A 24,030-nucleotide genomic window follows, 5' to 3' on the forward strand; every position below is an offset into this window, starting at 1 on the left:
ATGGATGCTTGGCCCCGCTGTCTGGAACGTCTCGAAGCCGAATTCCCGCCCGAAGACGTCCATACCTGGTTGAAACCCCTGCAAGCCGAAGACCGCGGCGACAGCATCGTGCTGTATGCGCCCAACGCCTTCATCGTCGACCAGGTCCGCGAACGTTACCTGCCGCGCATCCGCGAACTGGTTGCGTATTTCGTCGGCAACGGCGAAGTGGCGCTGGCGGTCGGCTCGCGCCCACGCGCGCCGGAGCCGCAGCCGGCACCGATGGCCGCGCCCAGCGCCCCGGTTGCCGCGCCGATCGTGCCGTTTGCCGGCAATCTGGATTCGCACTACACCTTCGCCAACTTCGTCGAGGGCCGCAGCAACCAGCTCGGTCTGGCGGCCGCGATCCAGGCCGCGCAGAAGCCGGGTGACCGCGCCCACAACCCGCTGCTGCTGTACGGCAGCACTGGCCTGGGCAAGACCCACCTGATGTTTGCCGCCGGCAACGCGCTGCGCCAGGCCAATCCGGCCGCCAAGGTGATGTATCTGCGCTCGGAACAGTTCTTCAGCGCGATGATCCGGGCGCTGCAGGACAAGGCGATGGACCAGTTCAAGCGCCAGTTCCAGCAGATCGATGCGCTGCTGATCGACGACATCCAGTTCTTCGCCGGCAAGGACCGCACGCAGGAGGAGTTCTTCCACACCTTCAACGCGCTGTTCGATGGCCGCCAGCAGATCATCCTGACCTGCGACCGCTATCCGCGTGAGGTCGAAGGCCTGGAGCCGCGACTGAAGTCGCGCCTGGCCTGGGGCCTGTCGGTGGCGATCGACCCGCCCGATTTCGAGACCCGTGCGGCGATCGTGCTGGCCAAGGCGCGTGAGCGCGGCGCCGAGATTCCGGACGATGTGGCGTTTTTGATCGCCAAGAAGATGCGCTCCAACGTGCGCGACCTGGAAGGCGCGCTCAACACCCTGGTGGCACGCGCCAATTTCACCGGCCGCTCGATCACGGTGGAATTTGCCCAGGAGACGCTGCGCGACCTGTTGCGTGCCCAGCAGCAGGCGATCGGCATCCCCAACATCCAGAAGACCGTGGCGGACTACTACGGCCTGCAGATGAAGGATCTGCTCTCCAAGCGACGCACCCGCTCGCTGGCGCGTCCGCGCCAGGTCGCGATGGCGCTGGCCAAGGAACTGACCGAACACAGCCTGCCGGAGATCGGCGACGCCTTCGCCGGCCGCGACCACACCACCGTGCTGCATGCCTGCCGGCAGATCCGCACGCTGATGGAGGCCGACGGCAAGCTGCGCGAGGACTGGGAAAAGCTGATTCGCAAGCTCAGCGAGTAGGCCGGGGACGGCCCTGACGGCCCGCGTGGAGAAAAGCGTGGAAACGTTGGGGTCAAATGCGGGAGAATCTGTGGATAACGTTGCCTCGCAGGTCGGGCGGAAAACTATCCACAGGTTTTACCGCTAGACCAGGGGCACTAGTCCAACGACTTTCAGGCGTGAAAATTCCTTTGGAAACAAAGAGTTACGGTGGTTATCCGCTGAAAGCGGCCCTACCATCACCACCAAGCTTTTGATTTATTCCATATCTTTTAAAGCATAGGGGCACGGAACCACATGCGTTTTACACTGCAGCGCGAAGCCTTCCTCAAACCGTTGGCCCAGGTGGTCAATGTGGTCGAACGCCGTCAAACCCTGCCGGTTCTGGCCAATCTGCTGGTGCAGGTCAAGGACGGACAGGTGTCGTTGACCGGTACCGACCTGGAGGTTGAAATGATCTCGCGCACGATGGTGGAAGACGCGCAGGACGGCGAAACCACGATTCCGGCCCGCAAGTTGTTCGACATCCTGCGCGCCCTGCCCGACGGCAGCCGCGTCACCATTTCGCAGACCGGCGACAAGGTCACGGTGCAGGCCGGGCGTAGCCGCTTCACCCTGGCCACACTGCCCGCCAACGATTTCCCGTCGGTGGACGAAGTCGAAGCGACCGAGCGCGTGGCAGTGCCGGAAGCGGCGTTGAAGGAGCTGATCGAGCGCACCGCGTTCGCCATGGCCCAGCAGGACGTGCGCTACTACCTCAACGGCTTGCTGTTCGACCTGCGCGAGGGCCTGCTACGTTGCGTTGCGACCGACGGCCACCGCCTGGCGCTGTGCGAGACCGAACTGGAGAAGTCCGGCGGCGCCAAGCGGCAGATCATCGTGCCGCGCAAGGGCGTGACGGAACTGCTGCGCCTGCTGGAAGCGGCAGATCGCGACGTGGAACTGGAAGTGGGTCGCAGCCATATCCGCGTCAAGCGTGGCGATGTGACCTTCACCTCCAAGCTGATCGACGGCCGCTTCCCGGATTACGAGGCGGTGATCCCGATCGGCGCCGATCGCGAGGTCAAGGTGGACCGTGAAGCGCTGCGTGCATCGCTGCAGCGAGCGGCGATCCTGTCGAATGAGAAGTACCGTGGCGTGAGGGTGGAAGTGTCGCCGGGGCAGCTGAAGATCAGCGCACACAACCCCGAGCAGGAAGAAGCGCAGGAAGAAATCGAGGCCGACACCAAGGTCGACGATCTGGCCATCGGCTTCAACGTGAACTACTTGCTGGATGCGCTGTCGGCATTGCGCGATGAGCACGTGGTTATCCAGCTGCGCGATGCAAATTCGTCGGCACTGGTGCGCGAGGCCAGCAGCGAGAAGTCCCGCCATGTGGTGATGCCGCTGCGTCTCTGACGTCGCGTTCCACGTGGAACACGAGACGCCCGGCGATTGCCGGGCTTTTTGTTTGTGCAGCGAAAGGGCCACTCCCTTGCTGCATCAAGCTTTTGAAGCGCTGGCAGTCGCGGCCGCGCAGGAGCGGCATTGCCTGCCTCGCTGCCTCGGCGCGTTGCCCTGAAGCGCCTGCTATGGCGTCCTGAGTAGCCGCACGACGTCGCCGGAGCAGATCGTCAGGCAGTTGGACAGGCGAGGCTCGATGGACACGCCGCTTCCGGCGATCAGGGTCGAAGGGGACGCGCGAGTCGGCTCGCCTCCGTGAAGCCACGACCGCTAGAGCGCGCCAGGCATTCGCAGGCCACGATCGTGCAGCTGTTCTGCCGCTGTCATCGACGTGGACGTTGGGACGATCGCGTGCAGTGCTGCACCACATCCTTGCGACAGGCAGCGAGCTGTCTCGTTACCGCATTGCTGTGAACGCTAGGTGCCTGGGTTGGACCATCCGCCGCTCCCAGAGCAAGCTGGTCCCCAGGCATGCTGTCGGTGGGATCCCCCAGAGTTGACCTGACCCAGGTCGTTGCCCTTCGAGGATTGGCGATACCGCGCGTCGCACTTGGTGGTGAGATTGGCCTTTCAGTCGGGGGCGCTTCTTCGGTGCCCCAATCGACATCGTGCGAAGCCCGGTTGGCCTGAACGACTTCATCTGAGTCCAAGATTTGCTGCGCCATACTCAACTGCTCGGCAGCGCCTGGTCGATGTGTTTCCTTGGCCCGTTTTTGACTTATGCACATCGAGCTTTGCTTTTAAATCTATAAATAATTTAAGAGCTTGGTGGTGATGGTAGGGCCAGATTTCGCCAGAAACCACCCTATCTCCATGTTTTGAAAGGATTTTGTTGCCTCGAAACCCTGTGTCTAGACCCCTGTGGAAGGGTCAGCAACCTGTGGATAAGCATGCGGCGCTCCTCAGGCCTGTTTTTTATCCACAGCTTGTCCCCTGCTTGTCCGTGGGTCGCTTCACGTGGCCACGCGCAGGATCCGCATCGATCACGTATCCTCCGCTCCGACCGGGATGCCGGATCACAGCGCAGAGCACACCGATCGATGCACGTAGTGCGGTTGTCCATCCATCGACTTCGTCGTTTCGCGACCGTCGACCTTCACCCCGCCCGTTCCTTGAACCTGCTGACCGGCGATAACGGTGCAGGCAAGACCAGCGTGCTGGAAGCACTGCACCTGATGGCCTACGGCCGCAGCTTTCGTGGCCGCGTGCGCGATGGACTGATCCAGCAAGGCGCCAGCGATCTGGAAGTCTTCGTGGAGTGGCACGAGGGCACGGCCGAGACGGGCGAACGCACGCGTCGGGCAGGTCTGCGCCATAGCGGGCAGGAATGGACCGGCCGGCTGGACGGCGAGGATGTCGCACAGCTCGGTGCCCTGTGTGCCGCACTGGCTGTGGTGACCTTCGAGCCCGGGAGCCATGTGTTGATCAGTGGTGGCGGTGAACCGCGGCGGCGGTTCCTGGATTGGGGCCTGTTCCACGTGGAACCTGACTTCCTGGCGCTATGGCGGCGCTATGCGCGGGCGCTCAAGCAGCGCAATGCCTTGCTCAAGCAGGGCGCACAGCCGCGGATGCTCGACGCCTGGGATCATGAACTTGCCGAATCCGGCGAAACGCTGACATCGCGTCGCCTTCGCTACCTGGAGCGCCTGCAGGAACGGTTGATTCCGGTCGCCGCTGCCATCGCCCCGTCGCTGGGATTGTCCGCGCTGACATTCGTGCCGGGCTGGAAACGTCATGAGGTCTCGCTTGCCGATGCGCTGCTCCTGGCACGCGAGCGTGACCGTCAGAACGGCTACACCTCGCAGGGGCCGCACCGCGCCGATTGGGCACCTGTCTTCGACGCGCTCCCAGGCAAGGATGCGCTCTCGCGTGGCCAGGCAAAGCTCACCGCCCTCGCCTGCCTGCTGGCGCAGGCGGAAGACTTCGCCCATGAGCGTGGCGAATGGCCGGTGATTGCATTGGACGACCTGGGTTCGGAGCTGGATCGCCACCACCAGGCGCGCGTGCTGCACCGCTTGGCCTCCGCACCGGCCCAGGTGCTGATCACCGCCACCGAAGTGCCGCCCGGCCTGCTCGACTCCGGAAAGCTGCTGCACCAGTTCCACGTGGAACATGGCAATGTCGCCGTGTTGAGGCCCGTGTCCTAGCCATCCGCGGCGCAGGTGGGCCGACTGGTATAATTTCCGGGCTATCCCCCTTTTCCCACGGTGCGATGCGGCTCCTGCCGCCTGCGCCCGTGTTGTGGAGCTAACGGCACACGCATGACCGACGAACAAAACACCTCGCCTACTCCCAACGGCACCTACGACTCCAGCAAGATCACCGTGCTGCGTGGCCTGGAAGCCGTCCGCAAGCGCCCTGGCATGTACATCGGCGATGTCCATGACGGCACCGGCCTGCATCACATGGTGTTCGAGGTGGTCGACAACTCGGTCGACGAAGCCCTGGCCGGCCATGCCGACGACATCGTGGTCAGGATCCTGGTCGATGGCTCGGTTGCGGTGTCCGACAACGGCCGTGGCGTGCCGGTCGACATCCACAAGGAAGAAGGCGTCTCGGCGGCGGAGGTGATCCTCACCGTGCTGCATGCCGGCGGCAAGTTCGACGACAACAGCTACAAGGTATCCGGCGGCCTGCACGGCGTGGGCGTGTCGGTGGTCAATGCGCTGTCCGAGCACCTGTGGCTGGACATCTGGCGCGACGGCTTCCACTACCAGCAGGAATACGCGCTGGGCGAGCCGCAGTACCCGCTCAAACAGCTGGAAGCCTCGACCAAGCGCGGCACCACACTGCGTTTCAAGCCGGCGGTGGCGATCTTTAGCGATGTCGAGTTCCATTACGACATCCTGGCGCGCCGCCTGCGTGAGCTGTCGTTCCTCAATTCCGGCGTCAAGATCGCGCTGATAGACGAGCGTGGCGAAGGCCGTCGCGACGACTTTCACTACGAAGGCGGCATCCGCAGCTTCGTCGAGCATCTGGCCCAGCTCAAGTCACCGCTGCACCCGAATGTGATCTCGGTGACCGGCGAGCACAACGGCATCGTGGTGGACGTGGCCCTGCAATGGACCGACGCCTACCAGGAAACCATGTACTGCTTCACCAACAACATCCCGCAGAAGGATGGCGGTACCCACCTGGCCGGCTTCCGTGCCGCGCTGACGCGGGTGCTCAGCAACTACATCGAGCAGAACGGCATCGCCAAGCAGGCCAAGGTCGCGCTGACCGGCGATGACATGCGCGAAGGCATGATCGCGGTGCTCTCGGTCAAGGTGCCCGACCCCAGCTTCTCCTCGCAGACCAAGGAAAAGCTGGTCAGCTCGGATGTGCGTCCGGCGGTGGAAAACGCCTTCGGTGCGCGCCTGCAGGAGTTCCTGCAGGAGAATCCGAACGAAGCCAAGGCCATCACCGGCAAGATCGTCGATGCCGCCCGTGCGCGCGAAGCTGCCCGCAAGGCGCGCGACCTGNCCCGCCGCAAGGGCGCGCTGGACATCGCCGGCCTGCCCGGCAAGCTGGCCGACTGCCAGGAAAAGGACCCCGCGCTGTCCGAACTGTTCATCGTCGAGGGTGACTCGGCAGGTGGCTCGGCCAAGCAGGGCCGCAACCGCAAGAACCAGGCGGTGCTGCCGCTGCGCGGCAAGATCCTCAACGTCGAGCGTGCGCGTTTCGACCGCATGCTGGCGTCCGACCAGGTCGGTACGCTGATCACTGCGCTGGGCACCGGCATCGGCCGCGACGAGTACAACCCGGACAAGCTGCGCTACCACCGCATCATCCTGATGACCGACGCCGACGTCGACGGCTCGCACATCCGCACCCTGTTGCTGACGTTCTTCTACCGGCAGATGCCGGAGCTGATCGAGCGCGGCTACATCTACATCGGCCTGCCGCCGCTGTACAAGCTCAAGCAGGGCAAGAGCGAGCTGTATCTCAAGGACGATGCGGCGCTCAATGCCTATCTGGCCAGCAATGCGGTCGAAGGCGCGGCGCTGATCCCCGCCACCGACGAGCCGCCGATCACCGGCGAAGCGCTGGAAAAGCTGTTGATGCTGTTCACCAGCGCCAACGAGGCGATCGCGCGCAATGCGCACCGCTACGACCCGGCGCTGCTTACCGCGCTGATCGACCTGCCGCCGCTGGACGTGGACCAGCTGCAGGCCGAAGGCGAGGCGCATCCCACCCTGGATGCGCTGCAGGCGGTGCTCAACCGCGGCACCCTGGGCACGGCGCGCTACCAGCTGCGTTTCGACCCGGCCACCGACAGCGCCTCGGCGTCGCTGGTGGCGGTGCGCAGGCACATGGGCGAGGAATTCACCCAGGTGCTGCCGATGGGCGCGTTCGAAAGTGGCGAGCTGCGTCCGCTGCGCGAGGTCTCGCTGGCCCTGCACGACCTGGTCCGCGAAGGCGCGCAGATCGTGCGCGGCAACAAGACCCACCCCATCACCAGCTTTGCCCAGGCGCATGCCTGGCTGCTGGAAGAGGCCAAGCGGGGCCGCCAGGTGCAGCGCTTCAAGGGCCTGGGCGAAATGAACGCCGAGCAGCTGTGGGAGACCACGGTCAACCCGGATACGCGTCGCCTGTTGCAGGTGCGTATCGAAGACGCCGTGGCCGCCGATCAGATCTTCAGCACCTTGATGGGCGATGTGGTCGAGCCACGCCGCGACTTCATCGAGGACAACGCGCTGAAGGTGTCCAACCTGGACATCTGAGCCACCGTCGCCCGCCGGCACATCGCGCAGGTGATGCGCCGGCGTCTGCGGTTTTTTCAGGACGACGATGCGCACAGATCCTCCACCGAGGCCGGCAGCGACGCCGGCTGCCGGCAATGCCCCGCTGCTTCCGCCCTTGCTCGGCTTCGGCATCGATGTACTGATCGCCACCGGCCTGCTGTTGTTGCTGAGCGTGGCCGGTTTCGCGCTCTGGGGCGTGTTCCGCGGCGTCAGCGCCGTGCAGGCCGCCAAGGCGCAGGGCCTGACGCCCTCCCCGACCCAGATCATGGCCACGATCGGCCAACCCGGCGTGCTGGTGCAACTGCTCACCGCGCTGGTCAGCACGGCCTCGCCGGCCCTGCTGCTGTACTACTGGCGCCGCCGCGCGACCGCAGACGAACGCAGGGCTTCGCGGGCCGCCATCAGGCGTGCCTCGACCTGGGGCTGGACCGCGTTGATCGCGGTTGGCGTGTTCCTGCTCAGCAATCTGGTCAGCGTCGCGGCGTCCGCGCTGGGCATCAAGCCGGTGCCGACCAACCTGCCGTTGATGGAAGAAGCCATCAAGCAATGGCCGCTGGCGCTGGTGGTGTTTGCCGTGGCCATCGCCCCGGCGTACGAAGAACTGCTGTTCCGACGCGTGCTGTTCGGCCGCCTGCTCGCCGCCGGCCGGCCCTGGCTGGGCATCGTGCTGAGCAGCGCGATCTTTGCGCTGGTACACGAAGTGCCCGGCGTCAGCGGCAACGGCCCGGCCGCCATCGCGCAATTGTGGCTGGTCTACGGCAGCATGGGCGCGGCGTTTGCATGGCTGTATTGGCGCACCGGCACGTTGTGGGCACCGATCGTGGCGCATGGCGTCAACAACGCCACCGCCCTGGCGGCGCTGTACTTTTTTGGCCTCGGCTGAGCCGTTTGACGAAAAGTTAAGACGAGCCTGCCAAAATGCCCCCAGGGTTCAAGGGGGACTGAATGAAAGCCAGGCTGTTGATCGTTGTCGCCGTCTTTGCATTGACGGCATGTGCCACCACAACCTCGCCGACCGGCCGCCGACAGGTGGTGGGAGGCGTCACCCAGGACCAGCTCGACAAGCTTGGCGCAGAGTCCTTCGCGCAGACCAAGGCCAAGGAAAAAGTCAGCACCGACGGCAAGCAGAACGCCTACGTGCAGTGCGTAGTCAATGCGCTGGTCGCGCAGCTGCCGCCGCAGTGGCGCGAGACCCGTTGGGAAACCGCGTTGTTTGTCGATGACGAAGCCAATGCCTTCGCCCTGCCCGGTGGCAAGGTCGGCGTGAACACCGGCATCTTCACCGTGGCCAAGACCCAGGATCAGCTGGCTGCCGTGCTCGGGCACGAGATCGGGCACGTGATCTCGCGCCATCATGAAGAACGCATCACCCGTCAGCTTGGTGCGCAGACCGGCCTTGGCATCATCGGCGCGCTGGCCGGTGCGGCCTATGGCGACGGTGCGGCCAGTGCCGTCAACCAGGTCGGCGGGATGACCGCCCAGACCGTGTTTCTGCTGCCGGGCTCACGGACCCAGGAGAGCGAGGCCGACGTGGTCGGCCAGCGCCTGATGGCCCAGGCCGGCTTCGATCCTGCCCAGGCGGTGACGCTGTGGCAGAACATGATGGCCGCCAGCGGCAACCGCCAGCCGCAGTGGCTGTCCACCCACCCCGACCCGGCCAATCGCATCCGCGAATTGCAGGCAGACGTCGGTCAACTCGAACCGGTTTACCAGCAAGCGCGACAGGACGGACGCGTGCCGCGCTGCGGCTGATCGTGCAGCGCTTACGTACCGAATGTCGCAACACAGCATGGAAACCGTTTTCGGGAACTGAGACTTTCTGCTAACTTTGCCGGCTCAGATTTTTCGTACAGCGTTTATTCCGCTTTCCGTACCGCCCGACGGCGGCTCGTCCGAGGTGAAACATGAAACTGCTCAACCGCAAGCAAGCCCTGTTGTCCCTGTTCATCGCCGCGTCGCTGGGCGGGGCTGTCGTCGCCGATGCGGTCGCGCAGTCGGATCGTTCGTCCGAGCGCGCCAGCCGCAAGTCCAAGGGCAGCGGCAAGGCCGAAGAGTTGTATCCGCAGTCCACCCGCGCCGCGCCGACGATCAAGCCCTCCTCCAAGCTGGGCAGCAAGCTGCAGAAGCTGATCGAAACCTTCAACAAGGGCGAAGACTTCCCGGCCGTGCGTACCCAGGCCGATGAGATCCTCGCCAATGGCTCGGCCAACGAAGCCGACAAGGCGCTGGCGGCGCAGCTGGCCGCCCAGGCGGCGTACAACATGGACGACACCGCCGCTGCCAAGACGTATCTGCAGCAGGCCATCGGCCTCAATGCGCTGGACAACAACGGCCAGTTCCAGTCGATGCTGATGCTGGCGCAGTTGCAGATGCAGGACGATCAGCAGGCCGAAGGCCTGGCAACGCTGGACAAGTATCTGGAAGAAAGCAAGTCGCAGCGCCCGGAAGATCTGATCCTCAAGGGTCAGGCGCTGTACCAGGCCGAGCGCTACAAGGAAGCCATTCCGGTGCTGAAGCAGGCTATCGCCGCCTCGCCCGAGCCGAAGGACACCTGGAACCAGTTGCTGATGGCGGCCTATGCCGAAGCCGGCCAGACCGGTGAAGCGGTGGCCGCTGCCGAAGCGCTCGCCGCCAAGACGCCCAACGACAAGAAGGCCCAGCTCAACCTGGCCAGCATGTATATGCAGGCCGACCAGATGGACAAGGCTGCCGCAGTGATGGACAAGCTGCGCGCGGCCGGGCAGTTGACCGAAGAAAAGGAGTACAAGCAGTTGTATTCCATCTACGCCAACACCGAGAACAAGGAAAAGGACGTCATCGCGGTCATCAATGAAGGTATGCAAAAAGGCATCCTTAAACCCGATTATCAGACATACCTTGCGCTGGCACAGTCGTATTACTACAGCGAAGATGTGCCCAAGGCGATCGAGAATTGGCAAAAGGCCGCACCGCTTTCCAAGGACGGCGAGACCTATCTGAATCTGGCCAAGGTGCTGCATTCGGAAGGTCGCATCCCGGAGGCCAAGCAGGCCGCGCAGCAGGCAATCGCCAAGGGTGTCAAAAAACCTGATGACGCCAAGAAGATCATCAATCTGAAGTAAAAAAGAAAATAAACCCCCGAAATCCCTGTGTTTTTAGTGGTTACAGGACTCGGGATTGGTATAAGCTTGGGGGTTCCTGCGGTGTCAAAGCCGTCCGAAAACCTGGGGATCATCACAGTGATCCGGGGCCCCCACTGAAAGAGCCATTGGCGCATGACGGAACAACTCGTTATCCACAGGCATGACCATGATGCCGGGAACCAGGGTCTGAGCTGGGCCCGCATTATCGGCATTGCTTTTGTAATTGCCCTGCACCTCACTGCACTGATGATGTTGCTGATCCCTGCAGTGGCGCCGAAGGCTCCGGCAGAGAAGGAGCGCACCACCATGGTCACCTTGGTGGATGCACCGCCTCCTCCCCCGCCGCCGCCGCCGCCGCCGCCGCCGGAAGACAAGCCGCCACCGCCGGTCAAGAATCTGTCGCCGCCGAAGCCGTCACCGGTTCCGCCGCCGCCGGAAGCACCGGTCGTCGATGTTCCCGAACCGCGTCCCAGCGATATCGTCACGCCACCGGCTCCGCCGGCTCCACCGGCTCCACCGAGTGACATCGGCGCCAGTGTCGATATCTCGTCCAAGAACATGAACCCGCCGAAGTACCCGCCGGCTGCATTCCGGGCCGGTGTCCAAGGCGAGGTCATCCTGATCGTGGATGTGGATGCCAGCGGCAACGTGACCAACGTGTCGGTCGAAAAGTCCAGCCGCAACCGCGACCTTGACCGTGCCGCGATGGACGCAGCACGCAAGTGGAAGTTCAACGCCTCCACTGTCAACGGGCAGAAAGCCGCCGGACGTGTCCGCGTCCCGGTCAACTTTGCTCTGAACTGATCCCACGGGCCGGCCACGGTCGGCCCAGGATCCTGTCTTCCTTTCGCTCCACCCTTCATCACCACACACAACAAAGGTAAGCGTCATGCTGCAGGAATTCTTTATCGCCGCCGCTGCAGGGGGCTCCAATCCGTCGGCCGCTCTGTCGCAGATGGGCTTCGAGCACTTGATCACCGAAATGACCTCCAGCCCCGGCGATTTCGCCGTGTCCTGGGTCGTCCTGATCACCCTGATCGCCATGTCCGCTGCCTCCTGGTACTGGACCGTCATCAACATCTTCCGCGCCACCCGTCTGAAGAGCGCGGCCGACCGCGTCACCACCGCGTTCTGGGATGCCCCGAATGCACAGGACGCCATCCGCGCCATGGAAGAGCAGCCGGCTTCCGAGCCGTTCTCCAAGATCGCACTGGATGCAGCGCAGGCTGCTGCTCACCACCAGCGTGCCGAAGGCAGCACCGGTGGCCTGGGCGAGAGCCTGAGCCGTTCGGAATTCGTCGATCGCGCCCTGCGTCAGGCCGTGACCCGCGAAAGCACCAAGCTGCAGTCCGGCATGACCCTGCTGGCCACCGTCGGTGCGACCGCGCCGTTCGTCGGTCTGCTCGGTACCGTGTGGGGCATCTACGGCGCGCTGATCAAGATCGGTGCAACCGGTTCGGCCTCCATCGACGCCGTTGCCGGCCCGGTGGGTGAAGCGCTGATCATGACCGCGATCGGTCTGTTCGTCGCCATCCCGGCCGTGTTCGCGTTCAACTTCTTCTCCAAGGTCAACAGCTCGGTGATCGCCAAGTTCGACACCTTTGCCCACGACCTGCACGACTTCTTCGCCACTGGTTCGCGCGTTCGCTAATCCGTAGTAAAGAACGACTTCGCAACGATTTAGACGGAGCCCGTTATGGCCTTCAGTAGTGGAAACAGCGGTGGCCCGATGGCCGACATCAACGTGACGCCCCTCGTGGACGTGATGTTGGTGCTGCTGATCATCTTCATCATTACGGCACCGCTGATGTCCCATAAGGTCAAGGTGGAGCTGCCAGAGGCCAACCTGATCCAGAAGGAAGATGCGGAGAAACGCGCCGCGCCGATCACCCTGGCCGTCAAGGAAGACGGGTCGCTGTACTGGAACGACGAGCCGATTTCCAAGGAAGCCCTGGAATCGCGCCTGTCCACCGCCGCACAGCAGACACCGCAGCCGCCGCTCAACTTGCGTGGCGACCGCACGACCAAGATGCGTACGATCAACGAGATCACCAAGATCGCGCAGGGTCAGGGCATGTTGGACGTCGGCTTCGTCGCAACCAAAGAGAAGGGGCAGTAAGCCATGGCATTCAGTACCGGTGGAAACCGTGGCCCAATGGCCGACATCAACGTCACGCCCCTGGTGGACGTGATGTTGGTGCTGCTGATCATCTTCATCGTGACCGCGCCGATCATGACCTACCCGATCGCCGTGGATCTGCCGCAACGGGTGCTCAACCCGCCACCGCAGACGACCGAACCGCCGCCGCCGATCGAGTTGCGTATCGACGCCAGCAACCAGGTGTTCTGGAACAACAGCCCGACCCCGGTCGCGCAGTTGCAGCAGAAGATGGAAGAAGTGGTGCAGGCCGATCCGACCAATCAGCCGGAACTGCGCATCGATGCCAATGAAGATGCGGAGTACGAGGTGATGGCCAAGGTGCTCGCTGCGGCGAAGAACTCGCAGATGAAGAAAATCGGCTTCATGCAGTAAGACATCGCAACACCGCAACACAACAGTCATGACGCGACTGCAACGCCACCGGAAACGGTGGCGTTTTTTTATGCTCGATCAGGCGACAGTGCCGTGTTGTTGATCATCTTCATCTTCATCTTCATCTTCATCGTCACCGTGCGCGGTTAATCACAGTTGCTCTGCTATAGCGCAGCCGGCAAGCGCTTTCACGGGTCCGAACCGCCTGCACCGATCGCGTTGTGGGTGGACGCCAGCGGCCAGGTGTTCCGGAATGCCAGCCCGGTCACGCTGCAGGAATTCCAGCACAGGTTGATCGAACAGATACGCCAGGCAAGCGGCCATCAGCCGCAGCTGCGCATCGCCGCCAGTGCGGATGGCAAATACGCGGTGATGGCCAAGGCGCTGGATGCGGCCAGGAATACGCAGGTGGATGGCATCGGTTTTGTGCAGTAAATACGCGATTAACTCAACTGGTAAACCAGATGAAAGTCATCGATAACCATCGCATCGGGAGCAGAAAACCTGCTCCGATACACTGCCTGGCAACGACGCTGCACATTTATATACTCCGCTTGATTATCTCAAGCGTCGATCGATGCGCCGCGCAGTATCCCCAGATAGGCGCGTACCGTCACATCCAGGCCTTGATACAAGGCCTCGCTGATCAATGCATGGCCGATCGAGACTTCCAGCACGCCCGGGACGGCGCCGAGAAAGTCACCGAGATTGGCCTGCGACAGATCATGACCGGCATTGACGCCAAGACCTGCCGCGGCTGCGCGTTGTGCAGCGTCGGAAAACAGCTTGAATGCAGCACTTGGCTGGCCGCTCAGATGCGCCTGCGCATAGGGGCCGGTGTACAACTCGATACGGTTTGCACCCAGTACCGCCGCTTGCGCAATATCGGGATTGCCTGCATCGACAAACAGGCTGACGCGCGCGCCGATTGCCTTGAACGAGGCAATCAGCGCGGCGAGTTGGGTGGTGTCCTGCGCAAAATCGAACCCGTGGTCGGACGTCAGCTGTCCATCGCCATCCGGTACCAGGGTGACCTGCTCGGGCCGCGTGGCACGACATAACGCCAGCAGGCCCGGATAACCGTCGCGCGGTGGCGCAAACGGATTGCCTTCGATATTGAATTCGACGCCGTGCTCGCGCGTCAGCGCGCTCAGTGCCAGCACATCATCGGCGCGGATATGCCGCTGGTCCGGGCGCGGGTGCACGGTGATACCGTGCGCGCCGGCGGCAATGCAGGTGCGGGCGGCCTGCACCACATCCGGGTCGTGGCCGCCGCGGGAATTGCGCAACACCGCGATCTTGTTGACGTTGACGCTGAGCTGGGTGGTCACTGCGTCGGTCTCAGGCCTGCGGCTCGCCATCACGGGTGGCGTTGAGTGCAGCGGCCTTGCGGGCTTCGGCAATCTCGCGCAGGCGGCGCAGCTCGGCCGGGTCGATCAGGCTGCTGGTGTCGCGCTGGGCATCGCGCATGCGCGAGGCGAACCAACCGCGCGTCCACAGCAACAGCAACAGCAGTGCCACCAGCAGCGAAGCCACCAGCAACCACACGTGCGGCGTGCTGAAGGCCAGCACCAGCGCACCCAACGCCATAAGCAGAAACAGCCAGTGCATGACGAGCTCCCCGATCAGTGGCGGCAGTGTAGCGCCGCGCCCGGCACGGTTCCACGTGGGCGCGGCGGTGCGGGTCACAGCAGCGGGGACAGCAGCCGTGCGCAGGCTTCGGGCAGCCGGGAGCGCCACAACGGCCGATGGCGGACAAAGCGCACTTCCTGCGCGTGCTGCAGGTCGGCGTCGATCAAGCCGGCCAGTTCGGCCGCGACCGCCTGGTCGCGGAACAGCATCGACAGCTCGAAGTTCAGGCGAAAGCTGCGGCTGTCGAAATTGGCGCTGCCGACGATGCAGACGTCGTCGTCGGCCAGCAGCGCCTTGGTGTGCAGCATGCGCGGGCCATATTCGTAGATGCGCACGCCGGCCTCGAGCAGCTCGTCGAAATACGAACGCGCCGCGTAGGTGACCAGACGCGAGTCGCTGACGCGCGGCACCAGCAGGCGCACGTCCAGCCCGCCCAATGCGGCCGAGGTCAGCGCCATACGCGCGGCCTCGCCGGGGACGAAGTACGGCGTGACCAGCCAGACCCGATGCCGGGCTTCGTGAATCGCAGCGACCATCAGCCGGTGGATGGACTCCCACGAGGAATCCGGCCCGGAGATCAGCACCTGCGCGTCGACATCGCCCTGCGCGCGGCTTGGCACGTCCTCGGGCCAGAGCTGCTGGCCGTGGAACGCGGCGCGACCCTGCCCGGTGGCGTAGAGCCAGTCTTCCAGGAACACCAGCTGCAGGCTGCGCACCACGTGGCCCTGCAGGCGCACGTGCAGGTCGCGATAGGCATCGCTGCGGACCTGCTCGTTCTCTTCGTCGGTGACGTTGATGCCGCCGGTGAAGCCGATCCTGCCGTCGATCACGACCACCTTGCGGTGGGTACGCAGGTTCAGCCACGGCCGCTTGAACGGCTTGAGCAGCTGGGACGGATGGAACCAGGCGGTCTCCACGCCGGCCGCACGCAGCGTCCGCAGGCTGCGCCGGGTCATCGCCGACGAGCCCACCGCATCCATCAGCAGGCGCACCTTGACGCCGGCGCGTGCGCGCTCCATCAGTGCATCGCAGATCGCGGTGCCGCTGTGGTCGGGCTGGAAGATGTAGTACTCCAGATGGATGTGGTCGCGCGCACCGCGGATGGCCTCGATGATGGCCGCATAGGTGGCCGCGCCATCCACCAGCCAGTGCACCTCGGTGGCGCTGCTGGGGGCCAGGCCGGTGGTGGACTGGGCGATCTTGGCCAGCTCGGTGCAGTCTGCATCCGGCGGGCAGACGCTGCTATAGCTCTCCATGCCCGAGCGCGAGCGGCCGCGCCGCAGCCGCTGGCGTTTGACCTTCTGCGGGCCGAGCCAGTAGTAGATCAGCAGGCCCAGGTACGGCAGCGCGGCCAGCGACAGCACCCAGCTGAGCGTGGCCACCGGCTCGCGCTTCTGCAGCACGATCCAGCTGGCGATCCACAGCAGGTACAGCACATAGGCGGCCAGGAGTAGCGCTTCGAGGTGGGGAACGGTGGCCAGCCGATCCCACGCGCCCTGTACGGATGCGAGCATGCGCGGATTCTACGGGCCGCACGCGCCGCTGCGATGACCGGGCGACCAACACGATCGCCGCGCCGGGCCTGAAAGCTTCATCGTGGCGCTGCGCGTGGTCGCATTGCCTGAGACCTGCCGGCCGTACGATGGCGCGATGGCAACTGCGATCAAGGGCCGCGGTGCGACCGGCCACCTCCCCGGACGCTTCGAAACCACCACCCAGCAGGCAGTGGACGATGGCTGGTACGCCGACGACAGCGAGGAGTTCGCCGCGCCGGCGTTACGTACGCAGGTCACCGAGGAAACCGCGCGCAGCATCATCAGCCGCAATCAATCGCCGGACATCGGCTTCTCGCAATCGGTCAATCCGTACCGTGGCTGCGAGCATGGCTGCAGTTACTGCTTTGCGCGGCCCTCGCATGCGTATCTCAACCTGTCGCCCGGGCTGGATTTCGAGACCAAGCTGTTCGCCAAGACCAATGCACCGGAGCTGCTGCGGCGCGAACTGTCGCGCCCCGGCTATGTGCCCAGCCCGATCGCGCTGGGCATCAACACCGATGCGTATCAGCCGATCGAGCGCAAACGCGCACTGACGCGGCGCCTGATCGAGGTGCTGTGGGAGACCCGGCACCCGTTCACGCTGATCACCAAGAATGCGTTGGTCACGCGCGATCTGGATCTGCTCGCACCGCTGGCACGCGAGGGCCTGGTCAACGTGCATTTTTCGGTGACCACGCTGGACCCGCATCTGTCGGCCAGGCTGGAACCGCGTGCGTCCGCACCGCATGCCCGCCTGCGCGCGATGCGGGCACTGCACGAGGCCGGCGTGCCGGTCGGGGTGATGGCCGCGCCGGTGATCCCGTGGATCAACGACCATGAGCTGGAGGCGATCCTGCAGGCCGCGTCCGATGCCGGCGCGCACAGTGCCGGCTACGTGCTGCTGCGGCTGCCACACGAAGTGGCGCCGCTGTTCCGCGACTGGTTGCAGACCCATCACCCGCAACGCGCAGCGCATGTGATGAGCACGATCCAGCAACTGCGCGGCGGCAAGGACTACGACAGCGCCTTCGGCGCACGCATGCGCGGCCAAGGCGTGTACGCGGAGTTGCTGGCACGCCGCTTCGCCCTGGCCCACCGCCGCAGCGGTTTCGACGCCCGCGCCATGCCGGCGTTGGACACCGGCAAGTTCCGGCGCCCTGCTCCACCGGCCAAGCCGGTACCGCAATCGCCGCAAGGCAGTCTGTTCTAGGGGCGGGAAGTCGGGAATGGAGAATCGGGAATCGGAACAGCAAGAGCCGCGCTATTGCGAATTGCTGTTGCCGTTGCGATTCCCTACTCCCGATTCCCTATTCCCCGCCGTACAAGGCGCTTGCCGACTGGAACAGGATCCAGCTGGTGGCAATGAACTTGTCGCCGCCGACCGGGCGGTTGCCGCGGTGGGTGTGGGTGAAGGCGGTGGGGGCGATCAGCAGGCTGCCGGTGCGCGGGCGGGCCTTGCGCTGCTGGAACAGGAATTCGGTTTCGCCCTGTTCGAACTCCTCGTTGAGGTACAGCGTCCACAGCAGATGGCGGTGCAGCGTGTCGGCGCTGGCATCGCGTGGATACAGTTCGCAATGCCAGTACGGGTAGCCGCCCTGGTCGGCGGTGTACCACTGCAGGTTGATCGCGCCCGGGCGCAGGCAGGTGCGGGCCAGGTCGCCCAGCGCCTGGTCGCTCATCTGCACGATGTCCTCGGCCACCAGCCGGTGCGGGCTGCCGTCGGCGGTGGTGACCTGCAGCATCAGCGGTGAAATCAGGGCTTGTGGATACTGCCGCAGGTAGGTCAGCACGCCTTCGAACACGGCCTGTTGCAGGCGGTTTTCCACCGCAGCCCATTCGGCCACGCCGCTGATGCGCAGGTCGCGGCTGTGCTTGAGTTCGGGAAACACGCCGCTGCCCACGCGCCCCGGTTGCAGCTGCTGGCTGGCGCGCATGCGCTGCACGATGGCGGCGCAATCCTCGCGCGAGATGGCGTCGTCGGTGATCTGGATGAAGTCGGGTTGGTCCATGCGCACGACCATAGCAATCCACGCTGCCGCCTGCACGGCGCGCCCGGCGGCGTAGACGGCCTCGGTCAACGCGTTGCCATGAGGCATCGCCACTGCGTGGCTCGGCGTTGCGTCGCCCAGAAAGACAGTGCCTCGGCCCGCCTATGCACGCCATGCCGGCAACGCAGATGGCGGCGTGCGCAAGGCAGCAACGAAAAAACCCCGCCGAAGCGGGGTTTTTCGTTACACGCGTGGTGCTACGACGATCAGAACTTGTAGTTGACCGAAGCGGCCAGCACGTCGCCCTTCACCTTGTAGCTGCCCGCCAGACGGTCGCCGGTGGCGCTGACGGTGTCGCTGGTCGGGTCGCTGGTGAACAGGTGGGTGTAACCGAAGTTGTATTCGGCCTGCTGCGACGGACGCCAGCTCAGACCCAGCGAGACCCACTTGCGGCTCGCATCCGGCACGCGCACGTCGCGGTGCTCGGCAGTGGTCGGGGTCTGGTCGTAGGCCAGGCCGCCACGCAGGGTCAGCGTCTCGCTCATGCGGTAATCGGCACCGATCGAGGCGAAGGTGGTGTCGCGGTAGGAGAAGTCCAGCACGGTGTTGGGCTGGTTGGAGGCGAAGTCCAGCGTGACCTGGTCGAACTTGCTCCAGGCGGTGCGCGTGACGTCGGCCATGATCGACCACTGCTCGTTCACGTTGTGGGTGAAGCTGGCCGTGGCACTGGCCGGCAACTTCACGGTTGCACGGCCGCTGGTGTCGATGAAGGTGCCTGGTGCTGCATTTGCGAAGACCGCAGCGGCGCCGCCGGGCATGGTGAAATCGACGTCCGCGCCGGTGATCTTGTGCTCCACTTCCGAGCGGTAGCTGAAACCGATGTGGGTGTTCTCATCGATACTGAACAGGCCGCCGAGGGTGAAGCCCACTTCAGTGCTGTGGCCCTTCATCTTCAGCGCGCCATCGGCATTGCCCGGTGCGAAACCCGGCACCCGCGAGCGCGCCAGGATCGAACCGGCGTCCACTGCGTTGCGCAGTTCGATATCCAGGCGCTCGGCGAACACCGACGCACCGAAGGACACGTACGGGTTCACGTCGTAGGAGAACGCGACGTTGAAATCGATCGCCTGCAGCTCGGTCTTGGTGCCGTGGTAACGGCCGACCCAGTTGCTGTCGTATTCGGTCTTGAAGCCGAACGGCACGGTCAGCGAGGTACCCAGGTGCATGTTGTCGTTCTCGCCGAACGGCACATGGAAGTACATCGCCGGGACCGGCGCGATCATGCCGGCATCGCCGCCATTGCCGCCGGAGACCGGGGCGCCATTGGCGTAGGTGGCGGTGTCGGGCTGGAACTTGGCCGAGAAGCTGATGGCGCTGACGTCGGCCTGGAACAGGCGACCGTCCAGCTGGCGCATGCCGGCCGGGTTGTTGGCGATGATCGAGGCATCGTCCGGGGCGCTGCCGGAACCTGCGAAGGCGCGGCCAAGACCCTTGGCGCTGTTTTCCTTCAGCTGGAAGGCGGCGCCGTGGGCCTGGCCAACGGCCAATACGCCGGCGATACCGACGGCCAACAGGGTGGCGCGGCTGAGAGTGGAAGCGGTAGACATAAGATGGTGCTCTCCGGATAAAGACTGCAGTGGTCGGTACAGCGCCCGCGCCCAGCGCCAAGTGGCTGCTGGAGCGCGCCGGAGACCCCCCCCCGACATACGACGCCGTACGCAGTATACCCACCACAATTAACCGAACAATAACGAAGCGCGTATTGATCGGCCGGACAGGTTAGGGGTGGGTTCAGGAGCGTGAACCCGCTAGAGTGCCACTCCGATGTTCGTCTCCCTCCCCTCCCGCAAGAAACCCACCCCGCGCTGGGCGGTGCCGTTGCTGTTCGCCACCGTCTGGCTGGCCTATCTGTGGTCGATCAGCCGGCCCGGTGAGGCGCGCAACACGCTGTGGCTGGACTGGGGCGCGCTGTCCAGTGGCGTGTCCAACCTGGGCGATTGGTGGGCGACGCTGCGTGACGGCAGCGTGCTGCGGCTGTTCACCGCGCTGTTCCTGCATGCGGACTGGTCGCACCTGCTCGGCAACCTGGTGTTCCTGCTGATCTTCGGGCTGCCGGCCGAGCGCATTCTCGGGCCATGGCGCCTGCTGCTGCTGTTCCTGGTCGGCGGCGCGGCCTCCAACCTGGCGGCGATCTTCGCGATCGGCACTCCGGACCGGGTGATCATCGGTGCCTCCGGCGCGGTGTCGGCATTGATCGGCACCTATCTGGCGCTGTTTCCCGGCGCCAAGCTGGGCGTGGTGCTGCCGCTGGGGGTGTTTCTGGAATTCATCCGCGTGCCGGCGCCGTTGCTGATCGGCGCCTGGGCGCTGCTGCAGGTGGTGTTCGCCTACATCGGCCCGGCCTTCGGCATGGTGGCGTGGTCGGCGCATATCGCCGGGTTCGTGTTCGGCATCGTCTACGGGCTGTACGTGCGCGCGGCGATCGCGCGGCGGCTGCGCAAGCGCCACGGCTTCTAGCGCGGCGCCAACGGGGCAAGGCGCCCCCGGGCGCAGTGATGCGCGGCCGCGCGCTGCATAGTGGCGCGCCTATAATCGCCGCATGTCCAAGCCTCTGTACAAAGTCACCTTCCTCAATCACGGCAAGGTCTACGAGCTCTACGCCCGCCAGGTCACCGGCAGCCATCTGTGGGGGTTCAACCAGATCGGCGAGCTGGTGTTCGACGTGCACGACGGGCTGGTGGTCGATCCCACCGAAGAGCGCCTGCGCGAAGAGTTCGGCAACACCAAGACGCTGCACCTGCCGATGCAGAGCATCGTGCGCATCGAGGAAGTCGAGAAGAAGGGCCAGTCGGTGATCCGCGACGCCACCACCGGCGACAAGGTGGTCACGCCGTTCCCGTTGCCGACCAAGCCGCGCTGATGCGCATCCTGGTGCCCGACGATTACCAGGGCGCCGTGCGTCACCTGCCCTGCCTGCAGCGCCTGCACGGCCACGATGTGCAGGTGCTGGGCGCGCTGGCCACCGATCCCAACGAATGGGCCGAGCGGCTGGTCGAAGCCGATGCGCTGGTGCTGATCCGCGAGCGCACCCGCGTGGACGCCACGCTGTTGCGGCGGCTGCCGCGCCTGAAGTTGATCAGCCAGACCGGTCGCATCGGCGCGCACGTGGACGTGGCCGCGTGCACCGAATTCGGGGTGGCGGTGGCCGAAGGCGTCGGCTCGCCGGTGGCGCCGGCCGAACTGACCTGGGCCCTGATCCTGTCGGCCAGCCGGCGCCTGAGCGAGTACCAGCGCGCGTTGCACCAGGGCCGCTGGCAGGCGCTGGGCGATCCCGGCCTGGGACGCGGAGTGCACGGGCGCACCCTGGGGATCTGGAGTTATGGGCGGATCGGCCAGCGCGTGGCCGGCTTCGGGCGTGCGTTCGGCATGCAGGTGCTGGTCTGGGGCGGCGACGCCTCGTGCGCACAGGCCGCGCGCGACGGCTTCGCCATCGCCGGCAGCCGCGAGGAACTGTTCGAACGCAGCGATGTGCTGTCGCTGCATCGGCGCCTGACGGCGCAAACCCGCCACCAGGTCGGTGCGCAGGATCTGGCGCGGATGCGCCCGGATGCGTTGCTGGTCAACACCAGCCGCGCCGAGCTGATCGCGCCCGGCGCCTTGCTGGCCGCGCTGGATGCGGGCCGGCCGGCACAGGCGGCGGTGGATGTGTTCGAGCGCGAGCCGGTGCTGGATGCGCGCGATCCGTTGCTGCAACACCCGCGCGTGCTGGCGACGCCGCATCTGGGCTACGTGGAAAGCGACAGCTACGCGCTGTACTTCGAGGCGGCTTTCGACAACGTGCTGGCATTTGCCGCAGGGACGCCGCGCAATCTGGTCAATCCCGAGGCGCTGGCGGTAGCGCGGTAACGCTGGTTTGACGTGGTGATCGCGTGTTCGGGAAGGCTTGTCGCGACCGGGGTCGCTCCTACAAAAGCATTGGCGCTCGATAGTGCCTCGCTGCGGCAGGGCCCAGGGGCGAGGTCAAACACGCCAGCGCTGGGCGGTTGGGTTATCGAGAGAGCCATGCAGCAAGCGTGCAGGGCCGCGCGTATCGATCGCGCCGGGCGCGCAGCGGGTGATGCACCCGCTGCGCTGTGGCCGGATTACTTGACCGGTTCGGCCGGCTTGGGCTTGTCCGCAGGCGCAGCCGGTTGGGCCGGTTGGGCCGGCGTGGCCGGCTTGGCCTTTTCCGCCGGTTCGCTCGGTTTGTCGGCAGGCTTGGGCTTGTCGGCCGCTGCCGGGCGCGCGGCAGGCGGCTTGGGGTCGGCCGCGGGCTTGGCGGCCTTGGCCTTCTGCGCTGCCTGCGCCTTGGCCTTGAGCGCGGCTTGCGCCTTGGCCGCCGAGCCGGGCTGCTTGAGCTCGGCCAGCGCGGCGGCGATCGGGCCATCGCCCGGCAAGACGTCGCCGGCGCTGTAGCCCTCCTCGCCTTCGGCATCGCCGCGCAGATGGCCCGGCAGCGTGGCTTCGCTGAAGTCGGTCAGGCTGGCCGGCACATCGGCGTCGCCCGGTTGCGGTTCCGGGGTGAGCAGCACTTCCGGCACGATGCCGCTGGCCTGGATCGACTTGCCGCTGGGTGTGTAATAGCGCGCGGTGGTCAGCTTGACCGAGTCGCCGTTGTCCAGCGGCAGCACGGTCTGCACCGAGCCCTTGCCGAAGGTGCGGCTGCCGATGATGCGCGCGCGCTGGTTGTCGCGTAGCGCTCCGGCCAGCACTTCCGACGCGCTGGCCGAGCCGGCGTCCACCAGCACCACCACCGGTGCGCCGCCGAGCAGATCGCCCGGGGTGGCATCGAACTTGGCATCGCTGATGGAGATGCGCCCGCGCGTGCTGACGATGTTGCCCTTGTCGAGCAGATCGTCGGCCACCTGCACCGCCGAGGTCAGCAGGCCGCCAGGGTTGCTGCGCAGGTCCAGCACCAGGCCGCGCAACTTGCCGCCGGCCTGCAGCTGCTTGAGGTTCTTCTGGAAATCGGCACCGGTGTCGGCCTGGAAGGTGCTGATGCGGATGTAGCCATAGCCCGGTTCCAGCAGCTTGCTGCGCACGCTGGCCACGCGGATGGTCTCGCGCTGCAGGGTGACGTCGAACGGCTTGGGCGCCTTGTCGCGCACGATGGTCAGCACGACCTTGCTGCCGGATTCGCCACGCAGCGGTTCCATCGCCTTGCTGGCGTCGATCGGCTTGCCGTCGATGGCCACGATGACGTCGCCGGCGCGGATGCCGGCACGCGCGGCCGGGGTGTCGTCGATCGGCGCAATCACCTTGAGCGTGTTGTCCTGCTGCTGCAGCAATTCCACGCCGATGCCGTCGTAGGCGCCGGTGGCCTGCTCGTCGAAGGCTTCGGCATCTTCCTTGTCGAAATAGGTGCTGTGCGGGTCCAGGTCCGAGAGCAGGCCGCGCACCGCCGCGTGCATCAGCTTCTTGTCTTCGACCGGGTCGACGTAGGCCTGCTTGACCGCGTTGTACACCGCCACGAAGCGGCGGATCTCGTCCAGCGGCACCTTGGACACGGCGGCTTCGTTGGCTTCCGGATCGTCCGCAGTGGCCTGGGCGGCGGCGGGACTGGCTTTCTGCGCCCAACCGGGTGAGGCGAACAACGCCAGCGACAGGGCAACGGACAGGACGGCTACGCGCATGAAGCACTCCGACAAAGAGATAAGACGCCCCGCAACGGAGCGGCCTGGATTATGCGCGAAGCGGCGGTAA

The 24,030-nt window shown here is 65.2% G+C and carries 22 protein-coding genes; 16 read left to right on the forward strand and 6 right to left on the reverse strand.

Features of this window, described 5'->3' with window-relative positions; translation table 11 throughout:
- From dnaA to CPBF1521_RS00060, 12 genes are all read left to right on the forward strand, one after another.
- Positions 1-1,329, forward strand: a 1,329-nt coding sequence (gene dnaA, locus CPBF1521_RS00005) for a chromosomal replication initiator protein DnaA (RefSeq protein ID WP_016901843.1), incomplete at its 5' end; no start/stop codon positions are given.
- A 276-nt stretch (positions 1,330-1,605) separates the two neighbouring features.
- On the forward strand, positions 1,606-2,706 hold the full coding sequence (gene dnaN, locus CPBF1521_RS00010) for a DNA polymerase III subunit beta (protein WP_104650390.1): 1,101 nt from the start codon (positions 1,606-1,608) through the stop codon (positions 2,704-2,706).
- Between the two features lie 1,085 nt (positions 2,707-3,791).
- On the forward strand, positions 3,792-4,898 hold the full coding sequence (gene recF / locus CPBF1521_RS00015; protein WP_115675505.1) for a DNA replication/repair protein RecF: 1,107 nt from the start codon (positions 3,792-3,794) through the stop codon (positions 4,896-4,898).
- Between the two features lie 114 nt (positions 4,899-5,012).
- Positions 5,013-7,457, forward strand: coding sequence for a DNA topoisomerase (ATP-hydrolyzing) subunit B (gene gyrB, locus CPBF1521_RS00020; protein WP_115675506.1), 2,445 nt, complete (start codon positions 5,013-5,015; stop codon positions 7,455-7,457).
- Between the two features lie 67 nt (positions 7,458-7,524).
- Positions 7,525-8,361 carry a CPBP family intramembrane glutamic endopeptidase gene (locus CPBF1521_RS00025; protein ID WP_115675507.1) on the forward strand — a complete coding sequence of 279 codons (837 nt, stop codon included), beginning with the start codon at positions 7,525-7,527 and terminating at the stop codon, positions 8,359-8,361.
- Positions 8,362-8,423: 62 nt separating this feature from the next.
- Complete coding sequence (locus CPBF1521_RS00030) at positions 8,424-9,230, forward strand: M48 family metallopeptidase (protein ID WP_104586348.1); 807 nt, start codon at positions 8,424-8,426, stop codon at positions 9,228-9,230.
- Positions 9,231-9,382: 152 nt separating this feature from the next.
- Entirely contained in the window at positions 9,383-10,579 is a 1,197-nt protein-coding gene (locus CPBF1521_RS00035; RefSeq protein ID WP_104586347.1) for a heme biosynthesis protein HemY, read from the forward strand.
- Positions 10,580-10,732: 153 nt separating this feature from the next.
- A complete protein-coding gene (locus CPBF1521_RS00040) occupies positions 10,733-11,404 on the forward strand; it encodes an energy transducer TonB (RefSeq protein WP_115675508.1) in 672 nt (223 codons plus the stop codon).
- 85 nt (positions 11,405-11,489) lie between these two features.
- Positions 11,490-12,251 (forward strand): TonB-system energizer ExbB, encoded by a 762-nt coding sequence (gene exbB / locus CPBF1521_RS00045; protein WP_005912445.1) that lies wholly within the window; start codon positions 11,490-11,492, stop codon positions 12,249-12,251.
- 45 nt (positions 12,252-12,296) lie between these two features.
- Entirely contained in the window at positions 12,297-12,719 is a 423-nt protein-coding gene (locus CPBF1521_RS00050; protein ID WP_011035268.1) for an ExbD/TolR family protein, read from the forward strand.
- A gap of 3 nt (positions 12,720-12,722) precedes the next feature.
- On the forward strand, positions 12,723-13,133 hold the full coding sequence (locus CPBF1521_RS00055) for an ExbD/TolR family protein (protein WP_011035269.1): 411 nt from the start codon (positions 12,723-12,725) through the stop codon (positions 13,131-13,133).
- Between the two features lie 156 nt (positions 13,134-13,289).
- Positions 13,290-13,568, forward strand: coding sequence for an ExbD/TolR family protein (locus CPBF1521_RS00060; protein ID WP_147295400.1), 279 nt, complete (start codon positions 13,290-13,292; stop codon positions 13,566-13,568).
- Between the two features lie 128 nt (positions 13,569-13,696).
- On the opposite strand, the gene CPBF1521_RS00065 is transcribed toward CPBF1521_RS00060, so the two are convergent.
- The 3 genes from CPBF1521_RS00065 to cls form a co-directional block, all read right to left on the reverse strand.
- Complete coding sequence (locus CPBF1521_RS00065; RefSeq protein WP_115676437.1) at positions 13,697-14,464, reverse strand: pyridoxine 5'-phosphate synthase; 768 nt, start codon at positions 14,462-14,464, stop codon at positions 13,697-13,699.
- A gap of 10 nt (positions 14,465-14,474) precedes the next feature.
- Positions 14,475-14,744 (reverse strand): hypothetical protein, encoded by a 270-nt coding sequence (locus tag CPBF1521_RS00070; protein ID WP_115676438.1) that lies wholly within the window; start codon positions 14,742-14,744, stop codon positions 14,475-14,477.
- A 74-nt stretch (positions 14,745-14,818) separates the two neighbouring features.
- Complete coding sequence (gene cls / locus CPBF1521_RS00075; protein WP_115675509.1) at positions 14,819-16,279, reverse strand: cardiolipin synthase; 1,461 nt, start codon at positions 16,277-16,279, stop codon at positions 14,819-14,821.
- Positions 16,280-16,415: 136 nt separating this feature from the next.
- On the opposite strand from cls, the gene CPBF1521_RS00080 reads away from it, so the two are divergent.
- Positions 16,416-17,510: a PA0069 family radical SAM protein gene (locus CPBF1521_RS00080; RefSeq protein ID WP_115676439.1), complete on the forward strand. Its 1,095-nt coding sequence runs from the start codon at positions 16,416-16,418 to the stop codon at positions 17,508-17,510.
- A gap of 97 nt (positions 17,511-17,607) precedes the next feature.
- Here the strand turns inward: CPBF1521_RS00080 and CPBF1521_RS00085 are convergent, their stop codons facing one another.
- Both CPBF1521_RS00085 and CPBF1521_RS00090 read right to left on the reverse strand, forming a co-directional pair.
- Entirely contained in the window at positions 17,608-18,309 is a 702-nt protein-coding gene (locus tag CPBF1521_RS00085) for a 2OG-Fe(II) oxygenase (protein ID WP_115676440.1), read from the reverse strand.
- A gap of 245 nt (positions 18,310-18,554) precedes the next feature.
- On the reverse strand, positions 18,555-19,895 hold the full coding sequence (locus tag CPBF1521_RS00090) for an outer membrane protein transport protein (protein WP_104586250.1): 1,341 nt from the start codon (positions 19,893-19,895) through the stop codon (positions 18,555-18,557).
- A gap of 217 nt (positions 19,896-20,112) precedes the next feature.
- On the opposite strand from CPBF1521_RS00090, the gene CPBF1521_RS00095 reads away from it, so the two are divergent.
- From CPBF1521_RS00095 to CPBF1521_RS00105, 3 genes are all read left to right on the forward strand, one after another.
- Complete coding sequence (locus CPBF1521_RS00095; protein ID WP_003482177.1) at positions 20,113-20,805, forward strand: rhomboid family intramembrane serine protease; 693 nt, start codon at positions 20,113-20,115, stop codon at positions 20,803-20,805.
- A gap of 82 nt (positions 20,806-20,887) precedes the next feature.
- The gene (locus CPBF1521_RS00100) at positions 20,888-21,208 is read left to right on the forward strand and encodes a DUF1820 family protein (protein ID WP_016901574.1); all 321 of its coding nucleotides are present in this window, start codon (positions 20,888-20,890) and stop codon (positions 21,206-21,208) included.
- On the forward strand, positions 21,208-22,194 hold the full coding sequence (locus tag CPBF1521_RS00105) for a D-2-hydroxyacid dehydrogenase family protein (protein WP_115675510.1): 987 nt from the start codon (positions 21,208-21,210) through the stop codon (positions 22,192-22,194). The genes CPBF1521_RS00100 and CPBF1521_RS00105 overlap by 1 nt, the downstream gene beginning before the upstream one ends.
- A gap of 236 nt (positions 22,195-22,430) precedes the next feature.
- Here CPBF1521_RS00105 and CPBF1521_RS00110 read toward each other — a convergent pair whose 3' ends face one another.
- Positions 22,431-23,960 (reverse strand): S41 family peptidase, encoded by a 1,530-nt coding sequence (locus CPBF1521_RS00110; RefSeq protein WP_104650084.1) that lies wholly within the window; start codon positions 23,958-23,960, stop codon positions 22,431-22,433.
- Positions 23,961-24,030 lie beyond the last annotated feature (70 nt).

It is taken from the genome of Xanthomonas euroxanthea (assembly GCF_900476395.1).
GTDB lineage: Bacteria > Pseudomonadota > Gammaproteobacteria > Xanthomonadales > Xanthomonadaceae > Xanthomonas > Xanthomonas euroxanthea.